Origin of the sequence: Microcoleus sp. EPA2 (genome assembly GCA_020882975.1) — a bacterium.
Lineage (GTDB): Bacteria > Cyanobacteriota > Cyanobacteriia > Cyanobacteriales > Microcoleaceae > Microcoleus.
Window position 1 is genome coordinate 157,959 of the sequence record JAHRFD010000009.1, and the last position, 25,143, is coordinate 183,101.

The following is a 25,143-nucleotide window of genomic DNA, read 5'->3' on the forward strand; positions in this document are numbered from 1 at the left end:
CTTAGTTGACCTGTGGTAGGGGCGGTGCCCCCGTGCCTGCCCTCTTAGTTGACCTGTGGTAGGGGCGGTGCCCCCGTGCCCGCCCTCTTAGTTGACCTGTGGTAGGGGCGGTGCCCCCGTGCCCGCCCTCTTAGTTGACCTGTGGTAGGGCGAAGTTTTTATGACGGGGAGTTAAACTTTGCCCGCGAAAACTTTCAGCCGTTCCGTCATGGGAGACTTTTGATATTTGGTAAATTTTGGGAACCCAGAAACCGGGTTTTTGGCTAAATACTTGGTTGCAGCCGACAGATGCGGTAAAAACCCGGTTTCTTTGGTCTGGATGGGGGGGCGAGAAACCGGGTTTTTGGCTAAATACTTGGTTGCAGCCGACAGATGCGGTAAAAACCCGGTTTCTTTGGTCGGAGTGGGTCGGCTGCGATCGCCCTTTTAGAGGTTGTTGATGGAGAATGGGAATAGATCGGTACGCAGATAACTGCTGAAGCCAGTTGCCCAGAGGACTGATTTGGCAAAGGCTTGTTCTAAGGTGGGCAAGCCGCCTCCATCGCCGAAGCAGATGCGACCATCGCTAAACAGGTGGGCATCGTGGACATTGAACTTACCGGCAACTGCTGGGAACAAAACCATCACTTGGTATAGGCTGCCGTCGCTGTAAGCGAACATGGTATACTGGTCGCCGAGTTCGCTGGTAATGCTGTAAACCCAGCCTGTAACGCCGCTGACGGACATTTCCTGGGTGTTGTTGGGGAGTTTTTGAGCTACGATTTGGCGATCGGCTGTCACAGTGGCTGCGAAGGTTTTCTGGGGAACGCGGGATAGTTGGCGTTCGGTTCCGGGTTGGGGGCGGAGGATGATGTTACCTTCGGAGTCTACAAACACGCTGCGATCTGTTGCATTGGGCAAGTCGGTGTCGCTGTGTTGGTTGGTGAGTACGCGGTTTCTGACTTCATTGAGATCTACTTGGTTCGTCATAAGTACCTCTGGATTGTTCTCTGTTATTGAGTCCTGTGGAGTTTTCAGTTTTATGCAGCGTTAGCCTGGTTTTGTTGGGGCTAGTTGCTGTGGAATCGCCTGATATTGCTTTATCGCTGGTGGGTGGGGGAGTTATGCCAAGTGGGGGGAAATTTTTTGGAGTGCGATCGCTGTTGGCTGCGATGATATGATGGCGGAGTGGTAATTAATAGCGATCGGTTAAGCATTTTCGTGGCTATAATATGTCAGCTAAAGATATTTTTCACAATGCTGTTCGTTCAGCTTTAGAAAAAGAGGGATAGATCATCACTCACGATCCTCTTTTTATCAAGGTAGAGGAACTTGATTTTTTTATCGACTTAGCAGGGAAAAGAGTTTATCAGCAGAGAAAGATGGCTTCAAAATCGCTGTAGAGATTAAATCTTTTATCGGTGCATCAGATTTAGCCAGCTTTTATATAGCTTTGGGTCAATTTCTCAGCTATCGTTCTGCCCTGAGAAAAAAGCAACCAAACAGAATTTTGTATTTAGCAATAAACCAAGATGTGTATAATGATTTTTTCTGCAATCGTTTTATTCAAGAATTAATCGCTGAACATCAGCTCAAATTACTCATTTTTGATGCTATTCAACAGGGTATAATTTTATGGAAAGAATAGATTACCAAGAATTAATTCAAACAATTTTGTCTCAACACTCAAGGAATGACTTGGATACTGAAACAGAAGTTCAATTACTTTTTGATACCGAACGGGAGCATTATCATGTCATTCATTTGGGCTGGGACGAGCAAAAACGGGTTTACGGCTGTGTGATTCACGTCGATATAAAAGATGGTAAATTTTGGATTCAGAGGGATAGAACGGAAGCAGGAATAGCGAATGAGTTAGTAGCCGCCGGAGTTCCCAAGGAAGATATTGTTTTAGCTTTTAAATCTCCTTATGTGCGTCAATTTACTGAGTTTGCAGTCGGGTAATTGGGATAGGGAGGATTTACTTTTTCATCAATTAGGTATTTGAGCGCGATCGACTGATGTTTGGGCTTGTCTAGTGGGTCTTAATTGCCGGATTTTCCCCGATACTGGTGGAGGGTTGAGGAGTTGTTGACATGGATTTGATTGTTATTGATGATAATAGATTAGAGCTTTGGTCTTGAGTTGATAGCGCGATCGCTTTCTAACCTATTGGCGTAGAAAGCGATCGCACCTAGTTTTTAGCTACTGCATAGTTGATGCCAATTCGGTGGCGATTGTGCCAGATTTTGGTAGATAATTGGCAACCAGCTAGCGCGGGAAAATTGATACTCAAAACCAGTCAACCTTTCTCGTGCTTCCCTGACTGACAAATATAGGGGTTTGCCAGTAGCAAAAGCTTGAAGAAAATACTTCAAAAATTCTTGAGCTACACGATCTGGTACTGGTTCTCGCATTAAAATGACTTGGGGGATATGCAAAGAGGCTAACTCTTGCGCTAAACCTAAGCCGTCGCAAGAGTTGAAGATTCCTAATTGCAGACTTTGTGAGATTGCTTTCCGCAGTGGATGCTTTAAGTCACCGATGGTAACGCTTTCGGTTTCGTTGATATAAAGCCGTCCTTTTTCACCCTCAGTGCAGCTATGTCCAGCAAAATAGAGGATGTCATAGGGCTGCTGTTCCCATAACTGCTCCATTAGCTCTTCTCGCTTAGGCTTTACCACAAAACAAATTTCAGCATTGGGCAATTTCTCAAGGATTTTTCTGTCTTTTTCAAGATTAATCCCTGAATCGCTCCCTAAAATTGCCAAAATTTTGATACGCTCTCTTGATGTTTCGATCGGTATAATGCGATCGTACATTGAGGCGCTCAAGGCAAGTTGTGCTTTGGGGTAACGTTCAAAAAAGTCCCAGGCATACCAGGGTAATCGCCACAACTGAATGTCTCGCGTTTGAATGATGAGTCGCACTTCGTCTTCTGGCGCTAACTTTGCCAATAACATCTCGCGGATGGGACGGAATGACTCTGACTTTAGCCAGTCATTCATCAAAATATGTCCTTTTTCGGATATGTCAGTTATGGAAACATTTGTCACTTGACTCGCTACTGCTTCCAGTCGTCCTACATTTGTACCGCAATAGAGGGATTGAGAGATATCGAGACGTTCGATAATTTTCCGACGGGTGGGTAATTTACCTGAGATTTCGGTTGAAGGAAGTCTGCCCTCTTCCCCAATCCTTACTGTTACTGCAATGCCTCGGCAGTTCGGCTCTCCCAGAGTCAAAACTGCCAATTTACGTCGCCCCTCTGCTGAAGGGACGGTTTCTTCAATTTTTCCCATGTCGGTATCTAAATTCAGGTGTACTTCGATCTGCTTATGTCAGAACGTAGCACACCAGGTATTTATGTAGTCTTAGTCTTAGTAAAAATTTACATATGGAAATTCCGGCTTTGTTTTATTGTAAAGATTTACCATGAAACAAAGCCGCTTTAATGCGGTCAAATATTATGTTAGATAACAGCCCTAGCCACTTGTTGTGATGCTAAGTGCCGTTGCCGTCAAGCAGATCGAAGGACACCGACACTCGCTAGCCAACTTGGTTCTTCTAAAGCAGATCGAAGGATACCGATGTTGGGCGCTTTGGGCTGTGGGTTCAGAGCTATGTTCTTTCCCCCCTATTTATATATCGGTAAAAATGAAGGGTAAAACGAAACTTTATTTTGGGTACCGCAGAGTACCAAACCATGCACTCTTTACGTAAATTCACAAAATAGTTGACAGAGTTGAGTTTTTATGATAGATGATAGTTCACTGTGCCAACTAATAAAGCAAGCTTTACAAGATTCAGAAGGAGATCGAGATCTTCATAACGCTGTCGAAGTATTAGCATTGGCTATAGATCAACTTCCTGAAGTCAAGGCATATCTTAGCCAAGGTTGGCTACCCTATTATGATGAAGCTCTCCCGATGACAATGAGGGATGTTAAGCGGAACATTAACAAATTTCCACAAATGTACAGACTGAATATGGCATCTGTAAATTGCGAAAATCCATCCGACGCTGGGAAGGTCCGAAAAATGTTTATTCACTGGGTAATAATGATTCTTAGGCGAGATTGCTATGACGTGAAGCGTCAGCGAGATAAGCAACCCCAAATTTTTAGTACGAGCGATATTGTAAAAGGGGAAGTTTTTTCATTAGATAATTGCGTAGCTATGGATCAAGATATTACCACAATGGATAGATTAATCCAACAAGAACAACGTTCCCTAGCCGTAAAATTAAAACGTTACATTGAGCAAGATCCTGAAGAAAAATTAAAAAATTCTCATCCTCGCGGTAGAGCTGATTGTAATTGTCAGGTACTTTCGCAAAAAATTCTGCTAGACAATTTTCCTAGTGAAATCAAAAGTATTGCTAGAGAACTAAATATTCCTTATCAAACTTTACTAACACACTGGAATAGAAAATGTTTGCCTATCTTGGTTGAATTAGCTAAAAACTTGGGCTATTAACTGGCTATTACAGTAGTGCTTTTAATCTATGAAACCTTTTGAACAAACCCTCTTCATATTTTCTCAATTTATTTCCCTGCCAAACGAACTTGCAATAACTTATGGATAAACTGATAGCGCCCGCCAACTCGTTGCAAAAACTTTCGTTCGGTAGCATAATCTAAGAAACGCGCATAGTTCCAAGGTATGTATCCATTGCACCAAAGAATTAAACGCAAGGTGAAGTGTTGAATGCCCGCCATCCCTGCTTGAGTAAATCCAAAAAGTGTGCCAACAATAATAGCCGATAGCACAATATTTGCCATACCAATTTTATTCTGTAAAACTGATGATTCTACGATCATCGCCAGAAGCTGTTTGCTCATCATCGCTGCTGGTATTGCCATGCTAGTTGCACCGATAAGTGCAAATAAACTCGCATTTTTGACTGATTGCCAAATACTTTGATTGGGAATTTTTATTTTCTCGATATTAGAACCACTTACTCCATAAATCAATGCTATAACCAATCCGACGCTCAAGAAGACCATCATTCCTGATAATTTCCAAGTAATTAGTCCAGCTATCAAGCCTCCAATTAAAGATTGCAATAATTTTTGGTACGAAAAAATTAGAGTTTCCACAGGTTCTATTGTTTCAGCTTGCCCAACTGTGATAAAAGCCCAAAGACTAGATGGTAGCATTACAAATAGCGCTAAAGCCAAAACGAGAACCATTCCCCAAAAAGGCTCAAAAAGTACGCCAATTGTTAACCAAACAACGCTGCCAACAATCAGCGCCAGACTTGAACCAAAAATTAGTCCCACTCCCAAAGCATAAATTTGTTTATAACCATGTGGCAACCAATGGGGCTGCATTTGTTCTAGGGAAAACCCTGAAAACTCTGTCTGAGAATTATCCTGATATTTATTAGCTAGAAATGCCAACCACTTTTGAGTTTTTTTAGCGGATGGTGCTGTTTGTTGCGAATAGGATACATTTTTAATTTCCTGTTTTAGCATTTGCTGAATATAAATATCCAACAGACTTTCTTCGAGTTCCTGAGTCGATTTGAACGTTACCTCATCTTCAAGTAACATTTCCTGGCCGACTAAAGCCATAAGATTTAGCATCAGTGGAGACTCTAACAATTTCAAGAAAGCGTCAGAGTTTTTAATTTGTTGCCAGATTTTGAGGCACTTGACATCGGCGAAATATTTTTCAACTTCTGCTTGGGCTACTGGTTGCAAACAGATTGCTCCGTTCAGTTTGAGCTTGGCATTAATAAATTCGTATCCTTCCCTGCGACTGCATACAACTAAACCCGGAGGGCGATAGGCACTTTCTCGAAATTGATTAATCGCTTCCACACAGCTTTCTTGCCAGAGTGTTTCATCTAAGCCGTCAAGCAGTGGCAATATGCGGTGATTTTCTAACAATTCCTGAGCAATATTTAGGCTGACATCATATTTAGAGACAAGTTCAGCACTCAGCCACTGGAGTAGAGGTTGCTTTTCATCTTTCCAGGATGAAAGGTTTAACAAAACAGGAATTGCCCGATTTGCATCGTCTTCCGCCTGGGTAATTAGCTGCTTTGCTAGTTCTAGCAAAGTGATTGTTTTACCGTTTCCTGGATCGCCTATAATTAATAATTTGCTATCGATATTACTTTGCTGAAAAACATCGACTAATCTTGTTTCTGGACTTAAGATTTGATTTGGCAAATGATTGAGTCTGACCTCTACACCCCAAGGTTTTTCTACTTGTTTGGGCTGAAGTTCTTTTGGTTGTTGAATAATTACCCGATTGTGCAGTGACTGTGCCCAGCGACTCTCTACTTCATCCTTTACCTTTGCTAGTAAGCAATTTCGATTCTCTGACTCTTTAGAATCGCGGTTTCTAGTCCAGATTGTCGATCGAGTTTTTGTACCTGAAGCCCCACGCAACTTATCCCAAGTTGGCATTAACTGACTCGGATTTTGGCAAATGACCGGCAACCAAGAAACACTAGGCGGATGTTCATCTAAATATTGCAACTTTTGTCGTGCTTCATTGACTGATAGATAAAGCGATTTACCGCTGGCAAAAGCATTCAGAAAATACTTTAGAAATGCTTGAGCTACATCGTCGGGAACTGGCTCTCGCATGACGATAATTTGAGGAATTTGCAAATCTGCGATTTCTTGTGCTAAACCCAATCCATCACAGGAGTTGAAAATAGCTAATTTGAGACCTTTGTTAATTGCTTTTTCAAGGGGTTCTTTTAGCTCATTTATTGTTAAGTTATCAGTTTCGTTGATATATATCCGACCGCTTTCACCTTCAGTTTTACTGTGACCAGCGAAGAATAAAATATCCCAGGAATGTTTGAAAAGATGGTGATTGATTTGTTTCCGATTCGGTTGAGGTAGAACCACGGTTTCGACACCGGGTAATTGCTCTAATAATTCTCGGTCTTTTTCGGTGTTAATGCCCTCGCTGTCACCTAAAATGGCTAAAATTCTGACTTTATTGCGAGATTTTTTAGCTGGGGAGACTTGACCGTAGTTTGGTGCGCTTAGGGCAATTTCTGCCAAGGGGTAGTCTTTCAATAAATCCCAAAGATGCCAGGGAAGTTGTCGTAGTTGAATGCTTGGTGCTTGAATAATAAATCGTACTTCGTCATCGGGTTTCAGACTTAGCACCAATTCCTCTCGAATCAGACTGAATTCCTGGGAGTTAAACCATTGATTCATGGTTATAGTTAAATTTTCTGCTTGTGCGTTAACTTCACCATTAGATACATTAGACTTGAATGGTTTTGATTTGTCTAATCTGGATTTGTTTCGTATGCGAGTAAGATATTCTGATTGCCAACTTTTATAATAATTGGGAATTTTTGGGTTTGGGGGAAGATATCCATTGATAGGTGCAGACAGAGGTTCGCCCTCTAATCCAATTTGTAACTTTGCAGGAAAACCTTGCTGAAAGTCTTCTTTTTCTAGAGTCAAAATAACTAATTTACCCATTGTTTGCTCTCTTACTTGCGTTAATTAAAAAATTTAAATAACACGATAACCACACTTTTCACAAAAGCTAACATTGGGTTTAAGTAAACCTTTACAGTTCATACAACTAACCTTAGCAACGGCAACACCACACTTTTCACAAAAGCGAATATTTGGTTTTAGTAAATGTTTACAGTTTGTACAAGTAACTTGATTAGGTATATTTAAAAGTTGTCTATTGAATGTAGCAGCAATTTTTTCTAATCGCGCGGCAACTACTGCCATATCTGTCGGACGCATATCGGGATTTTGATTGACCATTTGTCTCAGTAAACTTAGTACATCATGCAGTTTGCTATTTACTGGAAATTCGTCTCTAAGAAGTGCTCCGTATTCATCAAAAGAAAAGAATAAAGAAAAAAGTGTCATACCAAGGCTATAAATATCTGTTTTAATCGTAACTATGCCTTGTTGCTCTTGTTCAGGTGCCATGAATCCGGGAGTACCAAATACCCCAGTTATCGGCATTGGTTGATAAAATAGGTATGAAGGAACAATATTAGGATCTAGAAGTCGCTGTACATCGACCATCATAAAATCAATCAACACTGGTAAGTTGTTAGGAGAAATAATTATGTTCGTGGGTTTAATATCTCCATGAAGAACTCCAGTTTGTTCAAAACCTACTTCATCAATGTACTTGCACTTATGAGCAGTTTTTAATGCCATAGTTATATTATAAGCTACTTGTAGCTTTGCATGAACAGATTTATTATCATCAGGAAGTTCTTCGATCCATTCGTCAAGTGTTTTACCATAAACAAACTCCATAGCAATATAGAAAGAAGTCTGAGCTGAAAGTTGAAACTCTTGAAAATCAAATACTTTGACAATATTAGGATGATTCAAAGCAGCTACTCCCATGACACCACGAGCAATTGCTTGCACTATTCCTGCAAGATCAGATTTAAACGGGTAAAAAATTTTAATGCAAGCAGGTAGGCTTAAGCTTGAGTTCCATGCTCGATAAACTAATCCACTACCACCAGAACCAATTGGTACTTGCAAAAGGTAAGCTCCAAGCTTGTAACCAACCAAAGAATGTGGATGATTGATTACTTCTTTGAAAGTTAATTCTTGTGCGATACAATCGTCTTTAAAAACTGACAATAGTTGTTGAGATTTCCTAGTTTGTTTGCCGCTTAAGTTATTCCAAAAGGGTGGTATTTCTGCCGGATTTTGACAGATTACAGGCAACCAAGAAGCACAGGGAGACTCTTTTTCTACTCCATGCAACCGTTCCCGCGCTTCTCTGACAGCTAGATCTAAAATCTTACCGCTCGAAAAGGAAGTTAAAAAGTATTTCAAAAATTCTTTAGCTACAGAATCGGATACAGGTTCCCGCATCGCAATAATTTGGGGAATCTGCAACTCGGCTAAATCTCTGGCAATTCCCAACCCATCGCAGGAATTAAAAATCGCTAACTGCAACCCTCTTTCGATCGCTTTTTTGAGAGCTAATTTTAAATCTTCAACCGTCAAACTTTCTTGAGAATTGATATACATTTTCCCGGTAGTACCATCAGGTTGACTGCTACTGTGTCCGGCAAAAAATAAAATATCCCATCCCCGCTCGTCCCAAAGTTGCTCGTTGAATTCGTAGTGTTTTGGTTCCACCAAAAATACGGTTTCCGCATCAGGCAAACTCTCCAAAAACTGCTTGTCTGCATTGATATCGAGGCGGATTCCAGTTAGAGGATCTGCGGGAGAGGAATCGCCTAAAATAGCCAATATCCTCACCTTAGCTTTGGGCTGCACCGATTTGTGAGCGCGATCGAATGTAGGGGAAGAAAGCGCCACTTCTGCAAAACGGTAACGTTCAACAAATAAGTCCCACAAATACCAAGGTAATCGCCGCAACTGGGGATTTTCAGTCTGGACAATTACTCGCACAGTCTCTCTGGTGTTTACCTTTTCCAGGAACTTCTCTTTTATGGGGCGAAATGTCTCGGAATTGAGCCAGTTATTTAACTCGTCTTTTAAAAGCTTGCTGTTTGCGATTAAATCAGTATCTGAACGGTTGCTGACTTGTGCTGGTTTTGGTGTCATTCTGCCAGACACCTTTTGGCGGTAATCTGACTGCCATCGATCGTACAATGAATCGATCGCAGATGCCGGGAGTTTTCCGAGGAAGGAGGTGTGAAAACTGCCCTCTTCCCACACCTGTAACGTCACGGGAAAACCCCGTTGAAAGTCTCCCTCTCCCAGACTCAAAACAACTAATTTACCCATGACTTACCCTTTACTCTCAGTTAGATAACAAAATCTTCCACAAGACTCGCATCGCCTAAAGCTACTTTAACACTAAATCTTTCCCCAGGTTCGCCGCTAAACTCCAATTGTATCCAATTATCCGCTTGGCGCGATCGCGCTTCCAAAAACACCTCACCAGCATCATCCAATACAATCATCTGCACGTCGGGTGGCAAGTAAGTTTGACCACCACTTGGCCTTAACTGTAAAAGGATATTCCATTTATTGTTTGATTCAGGACTTAAATAGACAATTAATGCGACCGGATGACGTACCAATTGAATTCCTAAATCTATCATTCTACCCCGTGCTTGAGAAGGTCGATCGCCTTCATTTTCTTCTGTTCTACTTCCCCCTCTAGCTGCTAACAAATTCACACCATGCACTTCCACTAATTCATCCAAAAACAACCACAAGTTAGAATAAATACTTTGAGTCAAATTCACAACTTTTTGCATGGCCGATTCCTTTCCTATTCGGCGATTATAAAGCTGTTCCCTAAAATCATCAGCCGCTAACAGCGCCCCCCAGTGGGCAAAGGACATCTTCAATCTAGGTGAATAAAGTGAAGGTTTGCCCAAGTCACCTATGAACCTTTCTACTTGGTTATGAGATAATGTCGGTAACGGTTGAATTTCGGCTTTCTCGGCTGGACAAAGTTGCTGAGAAACCCAGAGAGTATTCAGGTTTTCAAACAGATCCTCTACATCCAGGGAATAAGTACGATCGCCCGCATCATACCTTCCCTCAGTTTTCAGTTTGCGATGGGTGCTGAAACCCCACACCCGCAACCATCCATCCTCCAAATTCACCTGCACAGCCAGATAATAATCCGCCGCCAATGCAGGAATATCCACCCATTCTTGAGGCACGGAAAATTCATCAGTATCGATGGTTTCACTGGGAATAATTACTAGGCGACTTTTGCCCAAATTCAAGGCAAAACCAGTCACAAATTCCCACAGGTTTTCTGAGGATGCAAGTTGGACAGAGGTTTCGGATGCGGCTGAAAATTCCGGTGACAAAACTGCCAGGGTTAGCCGATTTAAGAAAGCGCGATGAAGTGCTGCTTCATAGGAGTAATCTTGCGTTGCAGGCCAAGCTGTTTTCTGTTGGCTTTCGGAAAACTCTAGCCAGAGTTGATCGGGACAGGCTAGGCTTAATTGTGCTAAGGTTAATGTCATTGTAATTATCTCCGTTCTAGTGTTAACAGGGCGTAGGGGGCGTTGGCTAAAAATTGTTCTACTAACAATGCTGATGACTTATCGATCGCGCTGAGAGAACAGGGTTTGAGTGCAAGATTTTGGTGTAACCAATTGTGTAATTGCGTTTGCAAAATTGTTTTAACTTGCACTAATTTTCGTTGCAATTCAGTTGGTTTTATGTTAAGATTCTGGGCGATCGCTCTTTCGTCTACTCTCTCACATCCATAGTAGCGGCACAGCAGCGTAACTTCCAACTTCAGGGCTGGATGCAGCTTTAAAGTGGTTTCCAAGAACTTGTACAGAATTGCATTTTGGCAATACCAAGTCAGCCATTCATCAAGCAGAGTTGAGAGGCGATCGACATCTTTTACATTGAAGGTAACATTAACTTGGGTTTGACTCCACTTCACCAAACTTGTTAACAGATATTTTTTGTAGCTAGTTAACTGTCGCGAAATTTTATATTGCTTGATGCCAAATTCTTTACCGATGTAACTTTGGTTAAATCCAGTAAAGCCATGTTCCAAGATTAACATTTTTCTGGCATCAGGAAAGTCACGAGAGAGGGAGACGATCGCACTTGCTAATTCAGTTGTCATCTGTTGCAGGCGATCGCCTTTTGCAGTATCTTGCTCTCCATACCATGCTTCCTGCTCGAATTGAGTGGCAATTTCTAATTGTAACTCTGGGTTTTCTGTATCCAGTGGATGAAATTGAATGTGAGTAGATGCTCGCAGCGCCTTAACACAAATTTGCAACAATGCTTTGACTTCTGGCACTGTGAATGGTTGAATGGATTGGGGGAATTGTTGCTCGGTGCAAAATTGGGCGATCGCCTCCCATTGTTCCGCCGTTGGCTCCGGTAATCGCTGATTTTTGCCTGCTTTAACTGGGGCATAAACTTCTAAAAAACCTTGCCAAGTTAGGAAGCAACGGGATAATTTTGGCTCTCCAATTGCGAAGTTCTGTAAAGCAGTTTTCAGACCTTTTTTCGATGTACTCCGTAGCAGCCCCCAGTCACTTTGCCTTTGTGTTGGTTCATTTTTACGTACTTCGCTCATAATAGCGTCGCGCAGAGGAGGACTGAGATAGGTTTCGATTTTGCTTTGGGTGCGATCGAACTTAGTGCACAATTCTACTGCTCGGTTAGCCATGTAAGCTCTGGCAATTTGCAAATAATCTGCCAAAGCCTGCTCCGGTGTCTGGAAGGCATCGTAAGTGGATTTCGCCGCTAAGTAGCAAGCAATATCCACATAAGCCAGCAGATAGTTGAGTGCTAATAAATCCGAGTTACTTTTAGCAGCTTGGTTGCAGAAATATCTCAGCAAAACTGTTTCATCATGTAGCTCTGGATGCTGTTGCAGCAAGCGTATTAAATGTTGTCTTAGGCGATAATCCTGCACTGGGCGAGGATGGGGATTGACTTGATAATAAGTCGAAAATCGAGCAATAATTATCTCTGTCATTCTATCTGTCATTCTAGTGACTACTCCCAAATCATTTTTGAGTGGCTGAAGTTATATCGATCGCGATCGGGCAAATTATGCGATGAGGAATTAGCCGAGGTTTTTGGCGGCGACTTCAGTTTGAGTAAGGATGGGGAGTTGGGGATTGGGAGGGGTATTTCGAGCAGGGGTTGTCCAGAAACCGGGCTATCTGGGCTAGGGTGGCGCATGAGTACCTCGTTGGGGGGCTGTATGGCTTGCTATATATGTATCGTGGGGAATTGCGAAAATTATGCAGTTTCGTTGGGAAGTTGTTTTTTGGGGGGTGTTAGGGATTTTGGAGCGATCGCCATGTCGGCGGCACCTCGGCGGGGTTTTGGCAGATAACGGGGAGCCACGAAGCACAAGGAAAGTGATTTTCTAGACTTTGCAACCTCTCCCGCGCTTCTCTGACTGCTAGATAGAAAGATTTACCGCTGGCGAAGGCGGTGAGGAAGTTTTTCAAGAATTCCTGTGCGACTACATCAGGTACTGGTTCTCGAAAAACAATAATTTGCGGAATGTGCAATTGGGCCAGTTGATTCGCTAATCCTAAGCCGTCGCAAGAGTTAAAAATTGCAATTTGCAAGCCCCTTTCAATGGCTGTGCTGAGAGCATTTTTTAGATCGGGAATGCTTAGCTTATCCGTATCGTTGATATAAATATAACCCGTGCTGCTATCCATTTCGCTGGAACTGTGGCCGGAAAAACAGAGAATATCCCAACCTTTCTCATCCCACAATTGTTCATCTAATTGTTGGCGATTGGGCTTGACAAGAAAGGATGTTTCTGCATCTAACTGTGTTAGTAACTGTAGGTCTTCATTTAGATTAATTCCTTTACTGTCACCCAAAATTGATAAGATTCTGATTCTGTCTCTGGTAACAGCAGTTCTTAAAGGTCGATCGTAAAAAGGTGAACTTAAAGCAATTTCAGCTTTGCGGTAAGCTTTAAAAAAATCCCACAGATGCCAAGGGAGGCGACGCACATCGATATTTTCTGATTGGATGATTACCTGAACTTCATCATAACGGTTTAATTTCTCACGCAGGATTCGATCTATGAGCCGAAATTGCTCGGCATTAAGCCATTTATTTAGTTTTTCTTCTAACTCTTCAGCTAATTTGTCAATTGTAAATTCAGAAGCATTGGTTACTTGTATGATATTTTTTTGCATTCGAGCTGCTTTTTTCTCTACTTCTATAAAACGGTTATATTGTGAATGCCAAAGATGATAAAAATCAACTAGATATGGTGCTGGTGGCAACTCACCTGGATGTTGAGTAGGCAATCTTTCATCCTCAGTCCAAATTTGAGCGATGACAAAGGGAAATCCTGTTTCAAAGTCACCAGATATCAGTGTGAGGATAACTAAATTAACCGCTGTTGGGCCTTCGGCTATAGCTTGAACTTCAGACTCGTTAACGGGAACATTAAGGGCTGGTTTCGCCAGGATATCAATAATTTTTTCCATATTGGAACTTTGCTGAATCTCTCTCTGACGAGAATCTTCTAGCTGCTGGCGATAAACCGTAATCTGCTCATCTTTGCTTTCTAGTTTAGCTTGATACTTTTCCTCTATGGCTTTGAGTGCAATTTCGTAGTTTTGGGTAAATTCCCTATGAATCTTTTCTTTGTTGGTATCTGGGGGAACGCTGACTCTAACAACCACAACCCCATCGCCTTTGTTTTCGATGCTTTGGATAGTGAGTTCGGTGTCTTCATTCTCAACTTGCACTTGTTGGAAGGCGGGGATAAAGGCTTTCCAGTCAACGCCGTTGCGGAAAATTAAGTCAACAGTCGTGAGAACTTCTTGGAATAGTTTGGTAAATTCTCCGGGTGCAAATTCACCACTGTTGGGACGGCGTTCGCGGTCATCGGTTCCGGGTTTTGAAGATTCTAAAAGATAAATATATCGACAATCGACATTATCCAAATTAGTATTACTTTTTATATTCCAGGCTTCAAGGGAAGCACCTGTCATTTGAGCGCTGGTAAAGTCAGTGCCAATTGCTTCAGTGAGCGTTAAATTAGCCGCTTCTAAATTAGCGGCTTGGAAATTAGCCTCACTGATATTAGCTCCTTTTAGATTAGCGCTATTTAGGTCAGATCCTATCAAATTGGCTCCTTTGAGATTAGCGCCAAGGTAAGATTTTCCAGCACCATTGCCAGTGACGAGTAAGTCTCGAATCAAGGGCTTGGCTAAAATAGTGTTATCTGCTTTAGCCCGATCTAGTTTTTGTGCCTTATTAAACCAAGCGCGCGTCAAATTTGCGTTGCTAAAATCAGTATTATTGAGAGTAGCTTTAGTAAAATTAGCATGGGTTAAATCGCTTCCTTGAAAGTAAGTACCTTTTATAGCTGCATATTCGACGGCTAGATTTTTTAGCCATAAAAATCTCATGTCTTCAGCTTTAGCTCTCCAGCTAATATAAGTGGATATAAAAGTAACACTATAAGTACCAAATAGCATCCCAATTGCAGCCCCAGCCCTCACGTCTGCAAATTTGGGACCAAAAGTTACAAGTAAAAGCCCGATCGCAGAGCCACACAACGTCAAAGTCACAGCAAAAGTAAACTTTTCAGCTACAACTTCAGCAAAAGTTAAAGCTAATGCTAAAGCAAAGATAAAAGCCAAAATTAAAATTAAAACTAAAGCAAAACCTACAGGCTCAGCTACTTCTATAGATAAACCAAAACTAAATGTTAAAACCAAAACAAAGGTAAAAGCTATGCCCATAGATAAAGTAAAAACTGATTTAACCTCCTTAAAGACAAGAAGGCTGATAAAACCGATGCAGGCTATAAAATAAAATATGCCCGGATAGGTGAAAAACTTTTCATATTTAGTGGCTAGAAAAGAGCCGACAAAAGCGCCACCAACGGCTGCTGCAAATCCTGCGAAAAATGCGACAATTAATGAAAATGCTAGTAGTAAAAATTTCCATTGGCTTGGTAGTCCTGCTTTAGCATGGCTAAAGTTCGCACCTATCAAGATAGAATCAGTAAAATTCGCCCCTCGGATATCTGCATAGGAGAAGTTTGCACCCGTAAAGTCTTGACCTTTGAAATTGCGTCCTCGGAGATTTTGACCAGAGAAGTCTTGAGTCATATTTAGTTACAAATAGGTAAGTAAAACAAGCAGTTATAGAAAACATTAAGTATCATCTCGATCGCACTCGTCTAAAATGCTAAAAACTTCATTAGGACTAATATCTTCTCGGTCTGATTTAGAGTAAATATTCAGGAGAAGTATGCTCATTTGTGACTCAACTTGATAGATAAGTCGATAACCCGCACTTTTCCCTTTTTGGATGTCGCTATTTTTAACTCTCACCTTGAAGATTACATAATTTTCACCCATCCCAGAAAGGCGATCGCCTGTAAAGTTGCCACCTTGAAATTGTTCAATAATTGGCTGAGTATCTAACCGGATATTGCGATATTTTTTGGATAATTCCCGTAAATTCCGTTTATACTCAGGCGTTAAATCAATCTGGACAAAAGGCGTGTTATTCGACATCTATTCCCTCCCACATTTCAGAAAGGGGGATGCGTTGTCCTGATTTAGCTTGCTTTAATGCTCGCCGGAGACTCGCTTTTACTTCTGCAATGGGAGTATCATCAGGATCGGTTTCAACTTCATCTGTTACTTCGGGAAAAAGTACGATCACTCGCACGCGACTAGGGGGGAATTTTTCAATGGGGTAATCGAGGGACAATTGACCTTTTTCATCTAGGGTTCCTGTGACTTCAATGGCTTTCATCTGGTTGTCCTCAAGTTTGTATCTATTATATTACATTCAACATTAGCGAAGTCATTTCCTGAGTAGAGAGCCACAGCTTTCGCAAAACATAACATCGGCAACATTTTCAGAGCCGCAATACTGACAGTAAATTTTCATTTCTGAAGATTGGACATTATTCAGCAATTCTGAGACTTGAGCATGAAAAATGGAGATTATATTGCCTGGTAGCTCAGGACGTGCATACAGCGCTAAAATTACGAGAGCGATACTTGTTTCACCCCTTAAATGAGAAACAATCTCAGAGATCATAGCAAAAGCTGATTCCTCTGGTGATAGACGAGCTGCTCCTGTGGCCAGCGCAGGAAATGCTATCGAGTGAAAACCTAATCGATCGCAAGTATTAAGGCATTTGGTTGTTACGTCTCTAATTAAATCAATGTTTGTAAAAGCCGGATTATAATTATTTAAAACAGCACAATGAAAAATTTTATTGGCTTTGAGTTTCCCAGCTTTGGTAATAGCAATACTTCCTAACTCAACAGGGGATTTTATTCTCACTTCTTCCCATACACTGTTTCCGCCTCCTATCAAAATCGCTTTTGAAACACCTCCTCCCATAGAAATATCAGTATCATCTGAGCTAACAATTACATCGACATTTAGCGTAGTAATGTCACAGTATTTGATGATCAGTCTTGATCTACCAATCATCCCCTCAAAAAAAGGTTGATTTTGACTTCGCTTACTTTGGTTTTTACTTAAGTTAGGCTGAAAATATGATTGATTCATCTCATCCTGAGCGCATGGCTGATTCACTTGATCTTGAACTTGACTAGATAACTCTTGCCAACTCACCGGCTCCTCAGCAGGATTCTGACAAAGAACCGGCAGCCAAGTTGCACAAGGAAATTCACCCTGCACGCTTTCCAACCTTTCCCGCGCTTCTCGTACAGCTAAATATAGCGATTCACCGCGAGCAAACGCCTCAAGAAAACGCTTTAAAAATTCTTGAGCCACTACATCCGGCACCGGTTCTCGCATCACAATTACTTGCGGCATATTCAATTCAGCTAACTGCTTGGCAATTCCTAATCCATCGCAAGAGTTAAAAATTGCTAACTTTAAGCCCCTGCCGATTGCCTTTCTCAAAGCAGCTTTCATATCCTTAACTTCTAAACTTTCCCCTTGTTTAATAAAAAGTTTTCCTGTAGTAGCATCAGATGCGCTCAGACTATGACCTGCAAAAAACAAAATATCCCATCCGCCCGCATCCCAAATTGCATCGTAAACTTCTCGGCGTTCTGGTTGCGTTACAAATACAATCTCGGCATTGGGTAAATTTCTTTTTAACTCGTGCTTATCCCTCTCTAAATTAATTCCCGTACTGTCACCAATAATTGCCAAAACTCTCACTTGATTTCTATTTCTCTGTGAGTCTATTTGCTGATAAGCAGTAGAACTCAAAGCTACTTGCGCTTTCTGGTAGTGGTCGAAAAACTCCCACAAATGCCAAGGTAAGCGCCGTAAGTTCAAGTCTTCAGTTTGAATAATTACTCGCACTTCTTCATTTTGCGAGACTGTCATCCCTAAAATATTTATCGCACGAGAAAATCCAGGAGATGTGAGCCAATCATTAAGCTGTTGTCTTAAAGCATCGCTGTCCGCTTCTAAATCGCAAATAGAATAATTTGTTACCTGTCCTGATTTCGGTTCAATTCGCACCCTTGACCCCATTTGACGGTATTTTGACTGCCAAGTATTGTATAGCTGCGGAATCTGCGGTGCCGATGGCAAATTGCCATCAATTTTTTTTAGCGGGCGGTGGTTATCTTCCTTAATTTCCAAGCTGACGTGCTGAAATCCTTGCTCACAATCACCCGCTGTAAAACTCAAGACAACTATTTTACCCATTCCCCTAAACCCTTAGATATAACACAAAAAAATAATCTTAAAATTTACAAAATAAGTGATATTAACTCAATAATTATTAGCGATATTCAACAATTATTTGTTTTTCACTCTCCCTTCATCCACTTTCCAGGCAAATAGCCCGCCGTATCATCCACTAATCTTAGCAGACTCCGGCGGGTTTTAAATTAATTTCAAAAATTTTTGCGATCGCATTAAAAATTTATGCGAACTTCCCGTAACTGTCGATCGCGCTCCACAGTCAACAGCATTGTATCGGGGCCGCCGTCCAAAAACCTCAGCAACTGGTCGATTTGTCGCAACCGGCGGCCGTTAACCGCCACCAACCGATCGCCCCTTCTTAACCCTGCCGCCGCCGCCACAGAACCCCTTTCCACCGACTCGATAGATAAATTAGAGCGATCGATATTCACCCCCAAACGTCTCGGAGAACCTGTCTCGGACGAATTTGTTTCCGGGGAACTTCTTCTAGCAATTACCTGTTGGATAAACCGTTGCGCCACGGGTGCGGAAGTTGCAAAGCCAATCCCCGAATTACTGCGGCCGTCAGGACTCAAAATCGCCTTATTTACCCCAATTAATTGACCTTGAGAATTCAGCAACGGACCGCCAGAATTCCCCGGATTTAAGTTCGCATCCGTTTGCAAATCTCCATTACGCCCAATGCGACTGAGAATTCCCGTTGTGAGAGTTCCCGACAGCCCAAAAGGACTGCCAATGGCGTACACCCGTTGACCTACTTGAATCCCTGAAGTTTCAGCTAGAGGAATCACCGGAAAGCGATCGTTTGTTTCCAATTGAATCAAAGCTAGATCGTTAGCGACATCTGTTGCTAGCACTCGCCCCCGATAGCGATTACCATTACTGTTAACAACTGCCACTGCACCCTGTCTCGCACCCCGAACAACGTGTTCGTTTGTGAGCACTAAACCGTCGGCACGCACCACACTTCCCGAACCAGAACTACCGCCAGCATTAATCGTCACAAATGCGGGCAGTGCCCTTTGATAAACTTGAATTCCCACTTGTTCCGAATCCCCACGAATAGCAGGTTGAGGGGAAGTTTGGCGGTTTTGAGCGAGGATGGGTTCACCAGGAGAAATGGCGATGGGTAGAGGCATCGCAGCTTCTAGTTTATTGCAAGCACTATTGGCGATCGCCACCAGGGAAATAATCGGAAAAATGATGACAGATTGAAATTTCATAGTATTAATTAAAAACTACAAATTAACCAGGAAAAAGTCTAATGACTCTTTCAATATTAAAGTATTTTGTTCATTACTCCCTGAGCGGAGTCGAAGGGAGCAATGAACAAAGCTACTTGGCGGTTGCTATAGTTTATATAGCAGTCCTAAATCATTTGCGTAATTATTGTAGGGGCAATCCCCCCGTGGTTGCCCTGATAGATAAGGGGTAGGCACGGGGGCACTACCCCTACAAATTTTGCGAATCATTTAGGATTGCTATAGTTTATAGTGCGAATTTTAAATCGAGAAATCTGTGGACTAAAGTTCGCACTACAAACCTTTTTAAATCGCACAACCGGCCCGGCGAATTCTATTCAAACCGCCGCAAGCATCTCGATCGCCGCGACTGCATTCACCAGCAAGCTGCATAATTACCGACATCGGCGGGCAGCTTCCACCGTTGCGATTCATCGGAAACATTTGGTCGAGCATGATACCACCTTCGACAAACATTCCATTGCCACCACCAAAGGAAATGGGGATAACGCCGGTGGCCGCCCCAGTACCGCAAGTTGTCGGCTGAATCGTTAAATCTGCCCCTCGATTGGAGGTTCGCCGAAAGGAAGTTTGGAGGCTACTTGTGGGGACACAAATATTCATTGTTTGACCGCTAAAGCCCACACCTCCCATGCCGCCGTGCATCCGCACCTGCCCGCAAGACATAGAGTCGCCAACTCTCAGTTGGGCTTTGGCTGCGGTTGTTGAGAGGGTGAAGATAGCTGCAAGGAAGATGAAGGCAGAGAAGGGCTTGAAGTTGAACGGGGCTGGTGTTTGGCTATTTGAACGGGCGAGCATTTTTGGCACTCCTTGGATCGATGTGAATGTTGGTTACATTTCTTTATCGGGCCAAGGATGACAAATTATGCAGCCTAAATCGCGAAATTGTCCGTAACACTCAAATCGCCCAGGGCTACCTTAATGCTAAAAGGCTCTCCTGCTTCACCGCTGAATTCCAATTGAATCCAATTATCGGCACTCCGCGCTTGAGCCTCCAAAAAAATCTCTCCCGATTCACCATCAATTACAATCAGTTTTATCCCCTCTGGCAGATAGGTTTGTGCAGCAGATAGGGGATACAATCTGATCAGAACTTCGGTTTTTTCGGTATTTTTTTGGCAATTGACAATCAATACAACAGGATAACCAGCCAAGGAGATTTCTCTCACGTTACTCGCGCTAAGGGTTGGCGATTCGGTGTCAGCAGTGCGGGAACGGGGGGCGCTGGCAAATCTAAAAATTAGATTTCCTTCTTTGTTGCTTAAAAATGATTCCAGACTCTGCCAGTTGTATTGAGAATTAGTTTCAGATTTTTGCAACCATTCATTTAAACTTATTATACCAGTAGTATTTGTGGATGGGGGAACTATTGCAGCTTGTGGAATTGGCGCTGTGGCATCACTGTTTTGATTAATTGGAGATTCGGAATTAACCGATGTATCTGAGTCATCACTACCCCAGATTTCATCTAACTTTTCTAGCAATTCTTCTGCTAAATCTTGCAACTCAGTTTGTTGTGAATCATCAGACTCTTCTCTATCCACAATAGGTGTGTCACCTCTGAAAGCAAAATCCGGTTTTGCAGGCACATAACTCGCTAAAAACTCCCCCCCCGCATAGCGTCGTTCGTATTTGTTATAGGTGCGATATATCCGCTCCATTTCAGCGATAATTTCAGGCAGAGATTGCTCGTTCAATCTCTCTCTAACTTTAACAGCTACGGGGTTATGACTATGAAAAAAATCCAGGGCAGTTTCTAGTCGGTGCAGATGGTCTAAAAATGCTTCTAGGGGCTGAAAACTATCACAAGAAACTTGCTCCATCATTTCTAAAGGGTTGATGGGTGGGTAAAAGCCAAAGAGAGTTGCTTCTCTTGATGATTCATCTATTTCTACGGCCATATAGCCGATCCGATTTTCCCAAGTGTCCGTCGGAATATAACATTTTTCATCAGTTGGTAACACGGGACGGCATTCTAGTTTCCCAATACCTGTGATTTCGAGATCGGCGACATCCATCAAAGGTTGCATGACTGGATTTAAACTATCAGAAGCTTCTAAATCGGTTTCTATTCCCAAACACTGACAGTAGGTATCCACTGCATAAACTGCCAAAGTATTTAGATAAACTTGTCTGGCTTTTGCGGGAGTTTCATATTGCTGTTGAAACGATTTTGCTAGTTTCAATGCTTTTGATGTCAGGGGTACTGCAAACATCGATTGACTGGTGTAAGTCATGGCTGTTTTCTCCTAGTTTACTCTGCGGTGTTGTTTTTATTTTTGCGGGTTCGTTTCTGCCGTTTGGGCATCAGTTGAAAGTAACTGATACCGTCGAGGTAAAAATATATTAGTTCGGTGACATTGACTTGTAACTGTCTGGAGAGAATTGTCCAAGATTGCACCCCCTCCAATCGCGCTCGAATTATTCCTTGGAAAGTAATGTTAGGGCGATCGGGCATTCTTCTTCTATTATACTTCCCTTCAGAGTCGGTGACTATTTGTTCGATCGCCGATTTTGGCAAGGCTAATTGTGCTTCTAAATACTCTTCGATAATTGGCTGGAAATAAGAGCAGGTACGGGTGTAAAAAGGACTGATTGTTGTCTGAGCATTGACTCTATTCCCAAAATGTTCTTGAATTTCTTTTATGCTAGCCTGTTTAAACTTTAAAAGGGCGATCGCACGAAAGTTAACATTAATAAAATTTCTAATATGCTTGCCCGTAAAAATGCCATCTGGATCTTGACAGATAATTTTAATCACCTCTGGAGATAGCCTTGAGTTGGCTTTTCTTTGAATTCGAGCGAATCTGGTTTCACTGGCGCTATCACCATCTGGTTGCGCAGCCGGTGCATCTCCTGAAACTACGTTGAGTCGCGGGCGGATGATATCAATAAACCGGAATTGTAAATAACGAGCAAACCAGTTCCAAAACTTGAGAGGTCGATAAAGTTGTTGGACTTCATCGCAGAAAGTATTCCAGGCTTGTTGTAAATCCACTTCGCTATTTTCAATGTTTTGGCATAAACTTTCGCAGGCTTGAACTAGGAGTTGATTTTTTTCTGGCGGATAGGTTTGAGTTTTCTTGTTTTTGCGTCTTTGTATAAAGCTGCGGCGAAATCTGTCTACTTGTTTGTCGAATTCAGAATAAACTTCGGGGGTTCGCTGTGATGGTGATGTTTCGCTAAATTTCAGCCATGCTTGATACAACTTGGAATCAACTCCTTTATTAAAAATATTAATGTTGTTGAATATCTCTTTCTGAGTATTTTGTAAAGCATCCCGCCAATCGTTCTCAAAATCACCTTCTAAACTTGACAGATATCGGTCGCGACACCGCTTTTTGATGCCAGCTAATCGGCGTTTTGCCTCATCATCTGTAGGTTTTTTGTTACCTCGTAAGCTTGAGCCAGGAAACATAATACCCCACAACTGCGGTATAATTTTGCGCTTTCTTGGAGCGGTATTTTTGGGATATAATTGGGCTTGGGATACAAGTTCTTGGAGGAGGCGATCGAGTTCGTGCATGGGGCGATCGGGTTCAGCAAAAAAGGGATGCTCTCAATTATACCCAGAAAGTATCCCCCACCAAGACCAGAAACCGGGTTTCTCTGAAAAATAGTCGGCTGTCAACTAGATATCTAGGCAGAAACCCGGTTTCTTTAACCTTAAGCCGCGTCACCTAAATCGCCTCCAAATTCCTCCTGTGTTCGATCGCCCGTTTTGGATTTTTACACTGGCCTAGTAGAGATAAACTGTTAGAAATGGAGATATTTTGGGTAGTGACAGGGCGATCGGCAAAGGACATAGAAATTGCTACATCACTGGGTTTATAATGTTGAATATTGGCTTGACTGTTGGGTGGGGGCGGGTTTATTAAGATTATCCGTGGGTGACAAGTATCTTGGTGAAACCCGCCCCTACAGGCCATATAATAGCTATTAACTCAAACCAGAACAGATAAAACCAGCCCAATAAAAAGGCTTAGCAAAGGGAAAAGCTTCCAGACAAAGGCTGGGTAATACTTTCTTAAATTGTCTTGCTGGTGTTGTTGGTTCATGAGTAGTTGATAGTTGATAGTTGACAGTTGGTAGGGGCGATGCCCCCGCGATCGCCGTCATAGTTGAAAGTTGACAGTTGTCCTTAGTCAAAAGAGATCCCCCCCAGCCCCCCTTAAAAAGGGGGGAGCAAGAGTCTTAAAGTCCGCCTTTTCAAGGGGTTGAGACTTCTTCAAAGTCCCCCTTCTTAAGGGGGATTTAGGGGGATCGAATTTAATGGGAAATCCCAGAAAAAGCCCTAAGTATCGAGTTGACGGCGATGGGCGATCGCCTCTCCCAGTAAATTCAAAAACTCATCGGGTATCCCATCTAACCAATGTGCGGCTAAGCTTTTGGGCCCCGGATCGACTCCCGTGGCTAACACTGCATTTAATCTAGGCATGGCGATCGAGTCTACCAACTCAATCAAACCACTCAAACACCGATTAAACAAACGTTCCGTTAACTGAGAATCCTCGATCGGCAACTCAATAGAAGCGCGAACTTCGCCATCTGTAGGGTCATATTCAAACCGCAGCATCTTGACTTCCCAACTAATAGCTAGCATAGTTTGAAACAGGACACCCTTATGAAGGCAATCTTTCACTGCCAGCAATTGCGGCGCAACAAATTGCAGAAATTCGCCATTTTCGCTAAGCTGGATGCAGATGCCAAAATCATCCACATTTTCAGCTTTGACACCAGTAATAATCCGACATTTATCAGCATCAAAATTGTATTTCCAGCCGCGTTGTTCCAGACAGTGGGCAATAAAAGCAAGGGTGGTAGCCATGAGTTTCGGGTTCCTAATTTATAGTAGATTTTCGGGTGGATAGCAGCGCTGTTTTTCCGCTGCTATTTGTATATCGCTCAAGCAATCAAGAATTATGCAATTGATTGCTGTTATTTGGCTGGTGGAGTTTTCGGACATTCGCATTGGGCTGTGGTGGGGATGAGAAGTCGATCGCCCGGTGCGGCCAAAGCAGCGCTCGTTTTCGGCCCGAAGTAGATAGTGCCGATCGAATTGGCAACTAACAGCGAAATCAAGGCTGTTTCTAAGACGGTAAATGGCCTTTGCATAATTGACTCCTACTTCAACAGGGGTAAACAAGCTTGAGGTTTTGCTTCCCTCTGTTTATTTATCGGGAATGTTTGGAGTTTTTTATGCAAACATGAGCCTCGCGCCCTGATTTTTCCGTCTATAATCCATATTCCTGGACGCAAAAAACCCGGTTTCTTCCAAAAATCGTCGGTTTTTTCGACAAATATTCAGGCAGAAACCGGGTTTTTGGTCTCCTGTGCGTCCAGGACTGATCCATACAAATCTTTGTCTCTCAAGGTTTTTGGGTAATTGTCACCCCATCATTTCCCTCAATTTCCAAGCGCTTTTTCGCTTCCATCAGCCAATTTTCCACTTCGGGCTGATATTTTTCCTTGGAAGCATATCTCAGACAGTTGCGCCAAGCCCTTAAAGCCCCTCTGTTATCTTGTTTAGCTTCTCGCACCCGCCCCAAAAGACAGTACGCAGCAGCCCGATCGCCCAAAAGTGCGATCGCGGCATTTAGTTGTATTTCCGCTTGTTCATAATCCCGCAATTCCAACAAAGCCCAGCCCATATTCTTGTGCAAAACCGACTTTACCAAAAAATTGGGTCTAAAGCCCCGTCCTTCTAGGACGGCTTTAATTTCCACTTATTGCAAATAATTGTTAAATATACGTATTTTGTAACTAAAAGCTTTCGCAAAAGTGATAAGATTTTGT

At 42.4% G+C, this 25,143-nt stretch carries 23 protein-coding genes; 4 read left to right on the top strand and 19 right to left on the bottom strand.

The features are described 5' to 3' along the window. The first annotated feature begins 259 nt into the window (after window positions 1–259). Window positions 260–430: a hypothetical protein gene (locus tag AAFP14_RS11185; protein WP_341732336.1), complete on the top strand. Its 171-nt coding sequence runs from the start codon at window positions 260–262 to the stop codon at window positions 428–430. Here the strand turns inward: AAFP14_RS11185 and AAFP14_RS11190 are convergent. Further along, entirely contained in the window at window positions 427–969 is a 543-nt protein-coding gene (locus tag AAFP14_RS11190) for a hypothetical protein (protein ID WP_193976520.1), read from the bottom strand. The genes AAFP14_RS11185 and AAFP14_RS11190 overlap by 4 nt on opposite strands. A gap of 415 nt (window positions 970–1,384) precedes the next feature. Here AAFP14_RS11190 and AAFP14_RS11195 point away from each other — a divergent pair, with 415 nt between their 5' ends. After that, window positions 1,385–1,627, top strand: coding sequence for an element excision factor XisH family protein (locus AAFP14_RS11195; RefSeq protein WP_341732360.1), 243 nt, complete (start codon window positions 1,385–1,387; stop codon window positions 1,625–1,627). After that, window positions 1,615–1,944, top strand: a complete 330-nt coding sequence (locus AAFP14_RS11200; protein ID WP_341732337.1) for a XisI protein — start codon at window positions 1,615–1,617, stop codon at window positions 1,942–1,944. The genes AAFP14_RS11195 and AAFP14_RS11200 overlap by 13 nt, the downstream gene beginning before the upstream one ends. 236 nt (window positions 1,945–2,180) lie before the next feature. Here the strand turns inward: AAFP14_RS11200 and AAFP14_RS11205 are convergent, their stop codons facing one another. Further along, on the bottom strand, window positions 2,181–3,281 hold the full coding sequence (locus tag AAFP14_RS11205) for a CHAT domain-containing protein (RefSeq protein WP_341732338.1): 1,101 nt from the start codon (window positions 3,279–3,281) through the stop codon (window positions 2,181–2,183). Window positions 3,282–3,734: 453 nt separating this feature from the next. Between AAFP14_RS11205 and AAFP14_RS11210 the strand changes: the two genes are divergently transcribed. Then, window positions 3,735–4,457, top strand: a complete 723-nt coding sequence (locus AAFP14_RS11210) for a hypothetical protein (protein WP_341732339.1) — start codon at window positions 3,735–3,737, stop codon at window positions 4,455–4,457. Window positions 4,458–4,525: 68 nt separating this feature from the next. On the opposite strand, the gene AAFP14_RS11215 is transcribed toward AAFP14_RS11210, so the two are convergent. From AAFP14_RS11215 to AAFP14_RS11295, 17 genes are all read right to left on the bottom strand, one after another. Next, window positions 4,526–7,444 carry a CHAT domain-containing protein gene (locus AAFP14_RS11215; RefSeq protein WP_341732340.1) on the bottom strand — a complete coding sequence of 973 codons (2,919 nt, stop codon included), beginning with the start codon at window positions 7,442–7,444 and terminating at the stop codon, window positions 4,526–4,528. A 33-nt stretch (window positions 7,445–7,477) separates the two neighbouring features. After that, window positions 7,478–9,715: a protein kinase domain-containing protein gene (locus tag AAFP14_RS11220; protein ID WP_341732341.1), complete on the bottom strand. Its 2,238-nt coding sequence runs from the start codon at window positions 9,713–9,715 to the stop codon at window positions 7,478–7,480. 20 nt (window positions 9,716–9,735) lie between these two features. Continuing rightward, complete coding sequence (locus tag AAFP14_RS11225) at window positions 9,736–10,920, bottom strand: DUF1822 family protein (protein ID WP_341732342.1); 1,185 nt, start codon at window positions 10,918–10,920, stop codon at window positions 9,736–9,738. 5 nt (window positions 10,921–10,925) lie between these two features. After that, on the bottom strand, window positions 10,926–12,419 hold the full coding sequence (locus AAFP14_RS11230) for a hypothetical protein (RefSeq protein WP_341732343.1): 1,494 nt from the start codon (window positions 12,417–12,419) through the stop codon (window positions 10,926–10,928). A gap of 295 nt (window positions 12,420–12,714) precedes the next feature. After that, window positions 12,715–15,537: a pentapeptide repeat-containing protein gene (locus tag AAFP14_RS11235; RefSeq protein ID WP_341732344.1), complete on the bottom strand. Its 2,823-nt coding sequence runs from the start codon at window positions 15,535–15,537 to the stop codon at window positions 12,715–12,717. Between the two features lie 45 nt (window positions 15,538–15,582). Next, window positions 15,583–15,948 (bottom strand): type II toxin-antitoxin system RelE family toxin, encoded by a 366-nt coding sequence (locus tag AAFP14_RS11240; RefSeq protein ID WP_341732345.1) that lies wholly within the window; start codon window positions 15,946–15,948, stop codon window positions 15,583–15,585. Continuing rightward, a complete protein-coding gene (locus tag AAFP14_RS11245; RefSeq protein ID WP_341732346.1) occupies window positions 15,938–16,192 on the bottom strand; it encodes a type II toxin-antitoxin system RelN family antitoxin in 255 nt (84 codons plus the stop codon). The genes AAFP14_RS11240 and AAFP14_RS11245 overlap by 11 nt, the downstream gene beginning before the upstream one ends. Before the next feature lie 51 nt (window positions 16,193–16,243). Continuing rightward, window positions 16,244–18,085: a macro domain-containing protein gene (locus AAFP14_RS11250; protein WP_341732347.1), complete on the bottom strand. Its 1,842-nt coding sequence runs from the start codon at window positions 18,083–18,085 to the stop codon at window positions 16,244–16,246. Window positions 18,086–18,297: 212 nt separating this feature from the next. Then, window positions 18,298–19,308, bottom strand: a complete 1,011-nt coding sequence (locus AAFP14_RS11255) for a S1C family serine protease (protein WP_341732348.1) — start codon at window positions 19,306–19,308, stop codon at window positions 18,298–18,300. Between the two features lie 324 nt (window positions 19,309–19,632). Then, window positions 19,633–20,145: a hypothetical protein gene (locus tag AAFP14_RS11260; RefSeq protein ID WP_341732349.1), complete on the bottom strand. Its 513-nt coding sequence runs from the start codon at window positions 20,143–20,145 to the stop codon at window positions 19,633–19,635. A 74-nt stretch (window positions 20,146–20,219) separates the two neighbouring features. Further along, a complete protein-coding gene (locus tag AAFP14_RS11265) occupies window positions 20,220–21,584 on the bottom strand; it encodes a DUF1822 family protein (protein WP_341732350.1) in 1,365 nt (454 codons plus the stop codon). 17 nt (window positions 21,585–21,601) lie between these two features. After that, the gene (locus AAFP14_RS11270; RefSeq protein ID WP_341732351.1) at window positions 21,602–22,873 is read right to left on the bottom strand and encodes a hypothetical protein; all 1,272 of its coding nucleotides are present in this window, start codon (window positions 22,871–22,873) and stop codon (window positions 21,602–21,604) included. A 154-nt stretch (window positions 22,874–23,027) separates the two neighbouring features. Continuing rightward, a complete protein-coding gene (locus AAFP14_RS11275) occupies window positions 23,028–23,153 on the bottom strand; it encodes a hypothetical protein (RefSeq protein ID WP_341732352.1) in 126 nt (41 codons plus the stop codon). A 133-nt stretch (window positions 23,154–23,286) separates the two neighbouring features. Further along, complete coding sequence (locus tag AAFP14_RS11280; protein WP_341732353.1) at window positions 23,287–23,496, bottom strand: hypothetical protein; 210 nt, start codon at window positions 23,494–23,496, stop codon at window positions 23,287–23,289. A gap of 145 nt (window positions 23,497–23,641) precedes the next feature. Continuing rightward, a complete protein-coding gene (locus tag AAFP14_RS11285; protein ID WP_341732354.1) occupies window positions 23,642–24,175 on the bottom strand; it encodes a type III secretion system chaperone family protein in 534 nt (177 codons plus the stop codon). A gap of 110 nt (window positions 24,176–24,285) precedes the next feature. Further along, window positions 24,286–24,462 (bottom strand): hypothetical protein, encoded by a 177-nt coding sequence (locus AAFP14_RS11290; RefSeq protein ID WP_341732355.1) that lies wholly within the window; start codon window positions 24,460–24,462, stop codon window positions 24,286–24,288. A 254-nt stretch (window positions 24,463–24,716) separates the two neighbouring features. Further along, on the bottom strand, window positions 24,717–25,073 hold the full coding sequence (locus tag AAFP14_RS11295; RefSeq protein ID WP_341732356.1) for a hypothetical protein: 357 nt from the start codon (window positions 25,071–25,073) through the stop codon (window positions 24,717–24,719). Window positions 25,074–25,143: the final 70 nt, after the last annotated feature.

What these genes read in the sequence shown, in the direction of transcription:
- AAFP14_RS11250 (WP_341732347.1), bottom strand. Translation starts at nt 18,085, where the DNA reads ATGGGTAAAATAGTTGTCTTGAGTTTTACAGCGGGTGATTGTGAGCAA.
- AAFP14_RS11210 (WP_341732339.1), top strand. Translation starts at nt 3,735, where the DNA reads ATGATAGATGATAGTTCACTGTGCCAACTAATAAAGCAAGCTTTACAA.
- AAFP14_RS11245 (WP_341732346.1), bottom strand. Translation starts at nt 16,192, where the DNA reads ATGAAAGCCATTGAAGTCACAGGAACCCTAGATGAAAAAGGTCAATTG.
- AAFP14_RS11205 (WP_341732338.1), bottom strand. Translation starts at nt 3,281, where the DNA reads ATGGGAAAAATTGAAGAAACCGTCCCTTCAGCAGAGGGGCGACGTAAA.
- AAFP14_RS11255 (WP_341732348.1), bottom strand. Translation starts at nt 19,308, where the DNA reads ATGAAATTTCAATCTGTCATCATTTTTCCGATTATTTCCCTGGTGGCG.
- AAFP14_RS11200 (WP_341732337.1), top strand. Translation starts at nt 1,615, where the DNA reads ATGGAAAGAATAGATTACCAAGAATTAATTCAAACAATTTTGTCTCAA.
- AAFP14_RS11290 (WP_341732355.1), bottom strand. Translation starts at nt 24,462, where the DNA reads ATGCAAAGGCCATTTACCGTCTTAGAAACAGCCTTGATTTCGCTGTTA.
- AAFP14_RS11240 (WP_341732345.1), bottom strand. Translation starts at nt 15,948, where the DNA reads ATGTCGAATAACACGCCTTTTGTCCAGATTGATTTAACGCCTGAGTAT.
- AAFP14_RS11190 (WP_193976520.1), bottom strand. Translation starts at nt 969, where the DNA reads ATGACGAACCAAGTAGATCTCAATGAAGTCAGAAACCGCGTACTCACC.
- AAFP14_RS11275 (WP_341732352.1), bottom strand. Translation starts at nt 23,153, where the DNA reads ATGTCCTTTGCCGATCGCCCTGTCACTACCCAAAATATCTCCATTTCT.
- AAFP14_RS11230 (WP_341732343.1), bottom strand. Translation starts at nt 12,419, where the DNA reads ATGACAGATAGAATGACAGAGATAATTATTGCTCGATTTTCGACTTAT.
- AAFP14_RS11220 (WP_341732341.1), bottom strand. Translation starts at nt 9,715, where the DNA reads ATGGGTAAATTAGTTGTTTTGAGTCTGGGAGAGGGAGACTTTCAACGG.
- AAFP14_RS11270 (WP_341732351.1), bottom strand. Translation starts at nt 22,873, where the DNA reads ATGCACGAACTCGATCGCCTCCTCCAAGAACTTGTATCCCAAGCCCAA.
- AAFP14_RS11285 (WP_341732354.1), bottom strand. Translation starts at nt 24,175, where the DNA reads ATGGCTACCACCCTTGCTTTTATTGCCCACTGTCTGGAACAACGCGGC.
- AAFP14_RS11260 (WP_341732349.1), bottom strand. Translation starts at nt 20,145, where the DNA reads ATGCTCGCCCGTTCAAATAGCCAAACACCAGCCCCGTTCAACTTCAAG.
- AAFP14_RS11225 (WP_341732342.1), bottom strand. Translation starts at nt 10,920, where the DNA reads ATGACATTAACCTTAGCACAATTAAGCCTAGCCTGTCCCGATCAACTC.
- AAFP14_RS11235 (WP_341732344.1), bottom strand. Translation starts at nt 15,537, where the DNA reads ATGACTCAAGACTTCTCTGGTCAAAATCTCCGAGGACGCAATTTCAAA.
- AAFP14_RS11265 (WP_341732350.1), bottom strand. Translation starts at nt 21,584, where the DNA reads ATGACTTACACCAGTCAATCGATGTTTGCAGTACCCCTGACATCAAAA.
- AAFP14_RS11215 (WP_341732340.1), bottom strand. Translation starts at nt 7,444, where the DNA reads ATGGGTAAATTAGTTATTTTGACTCTAGAAAAAGAAGACTTTCAGCAA.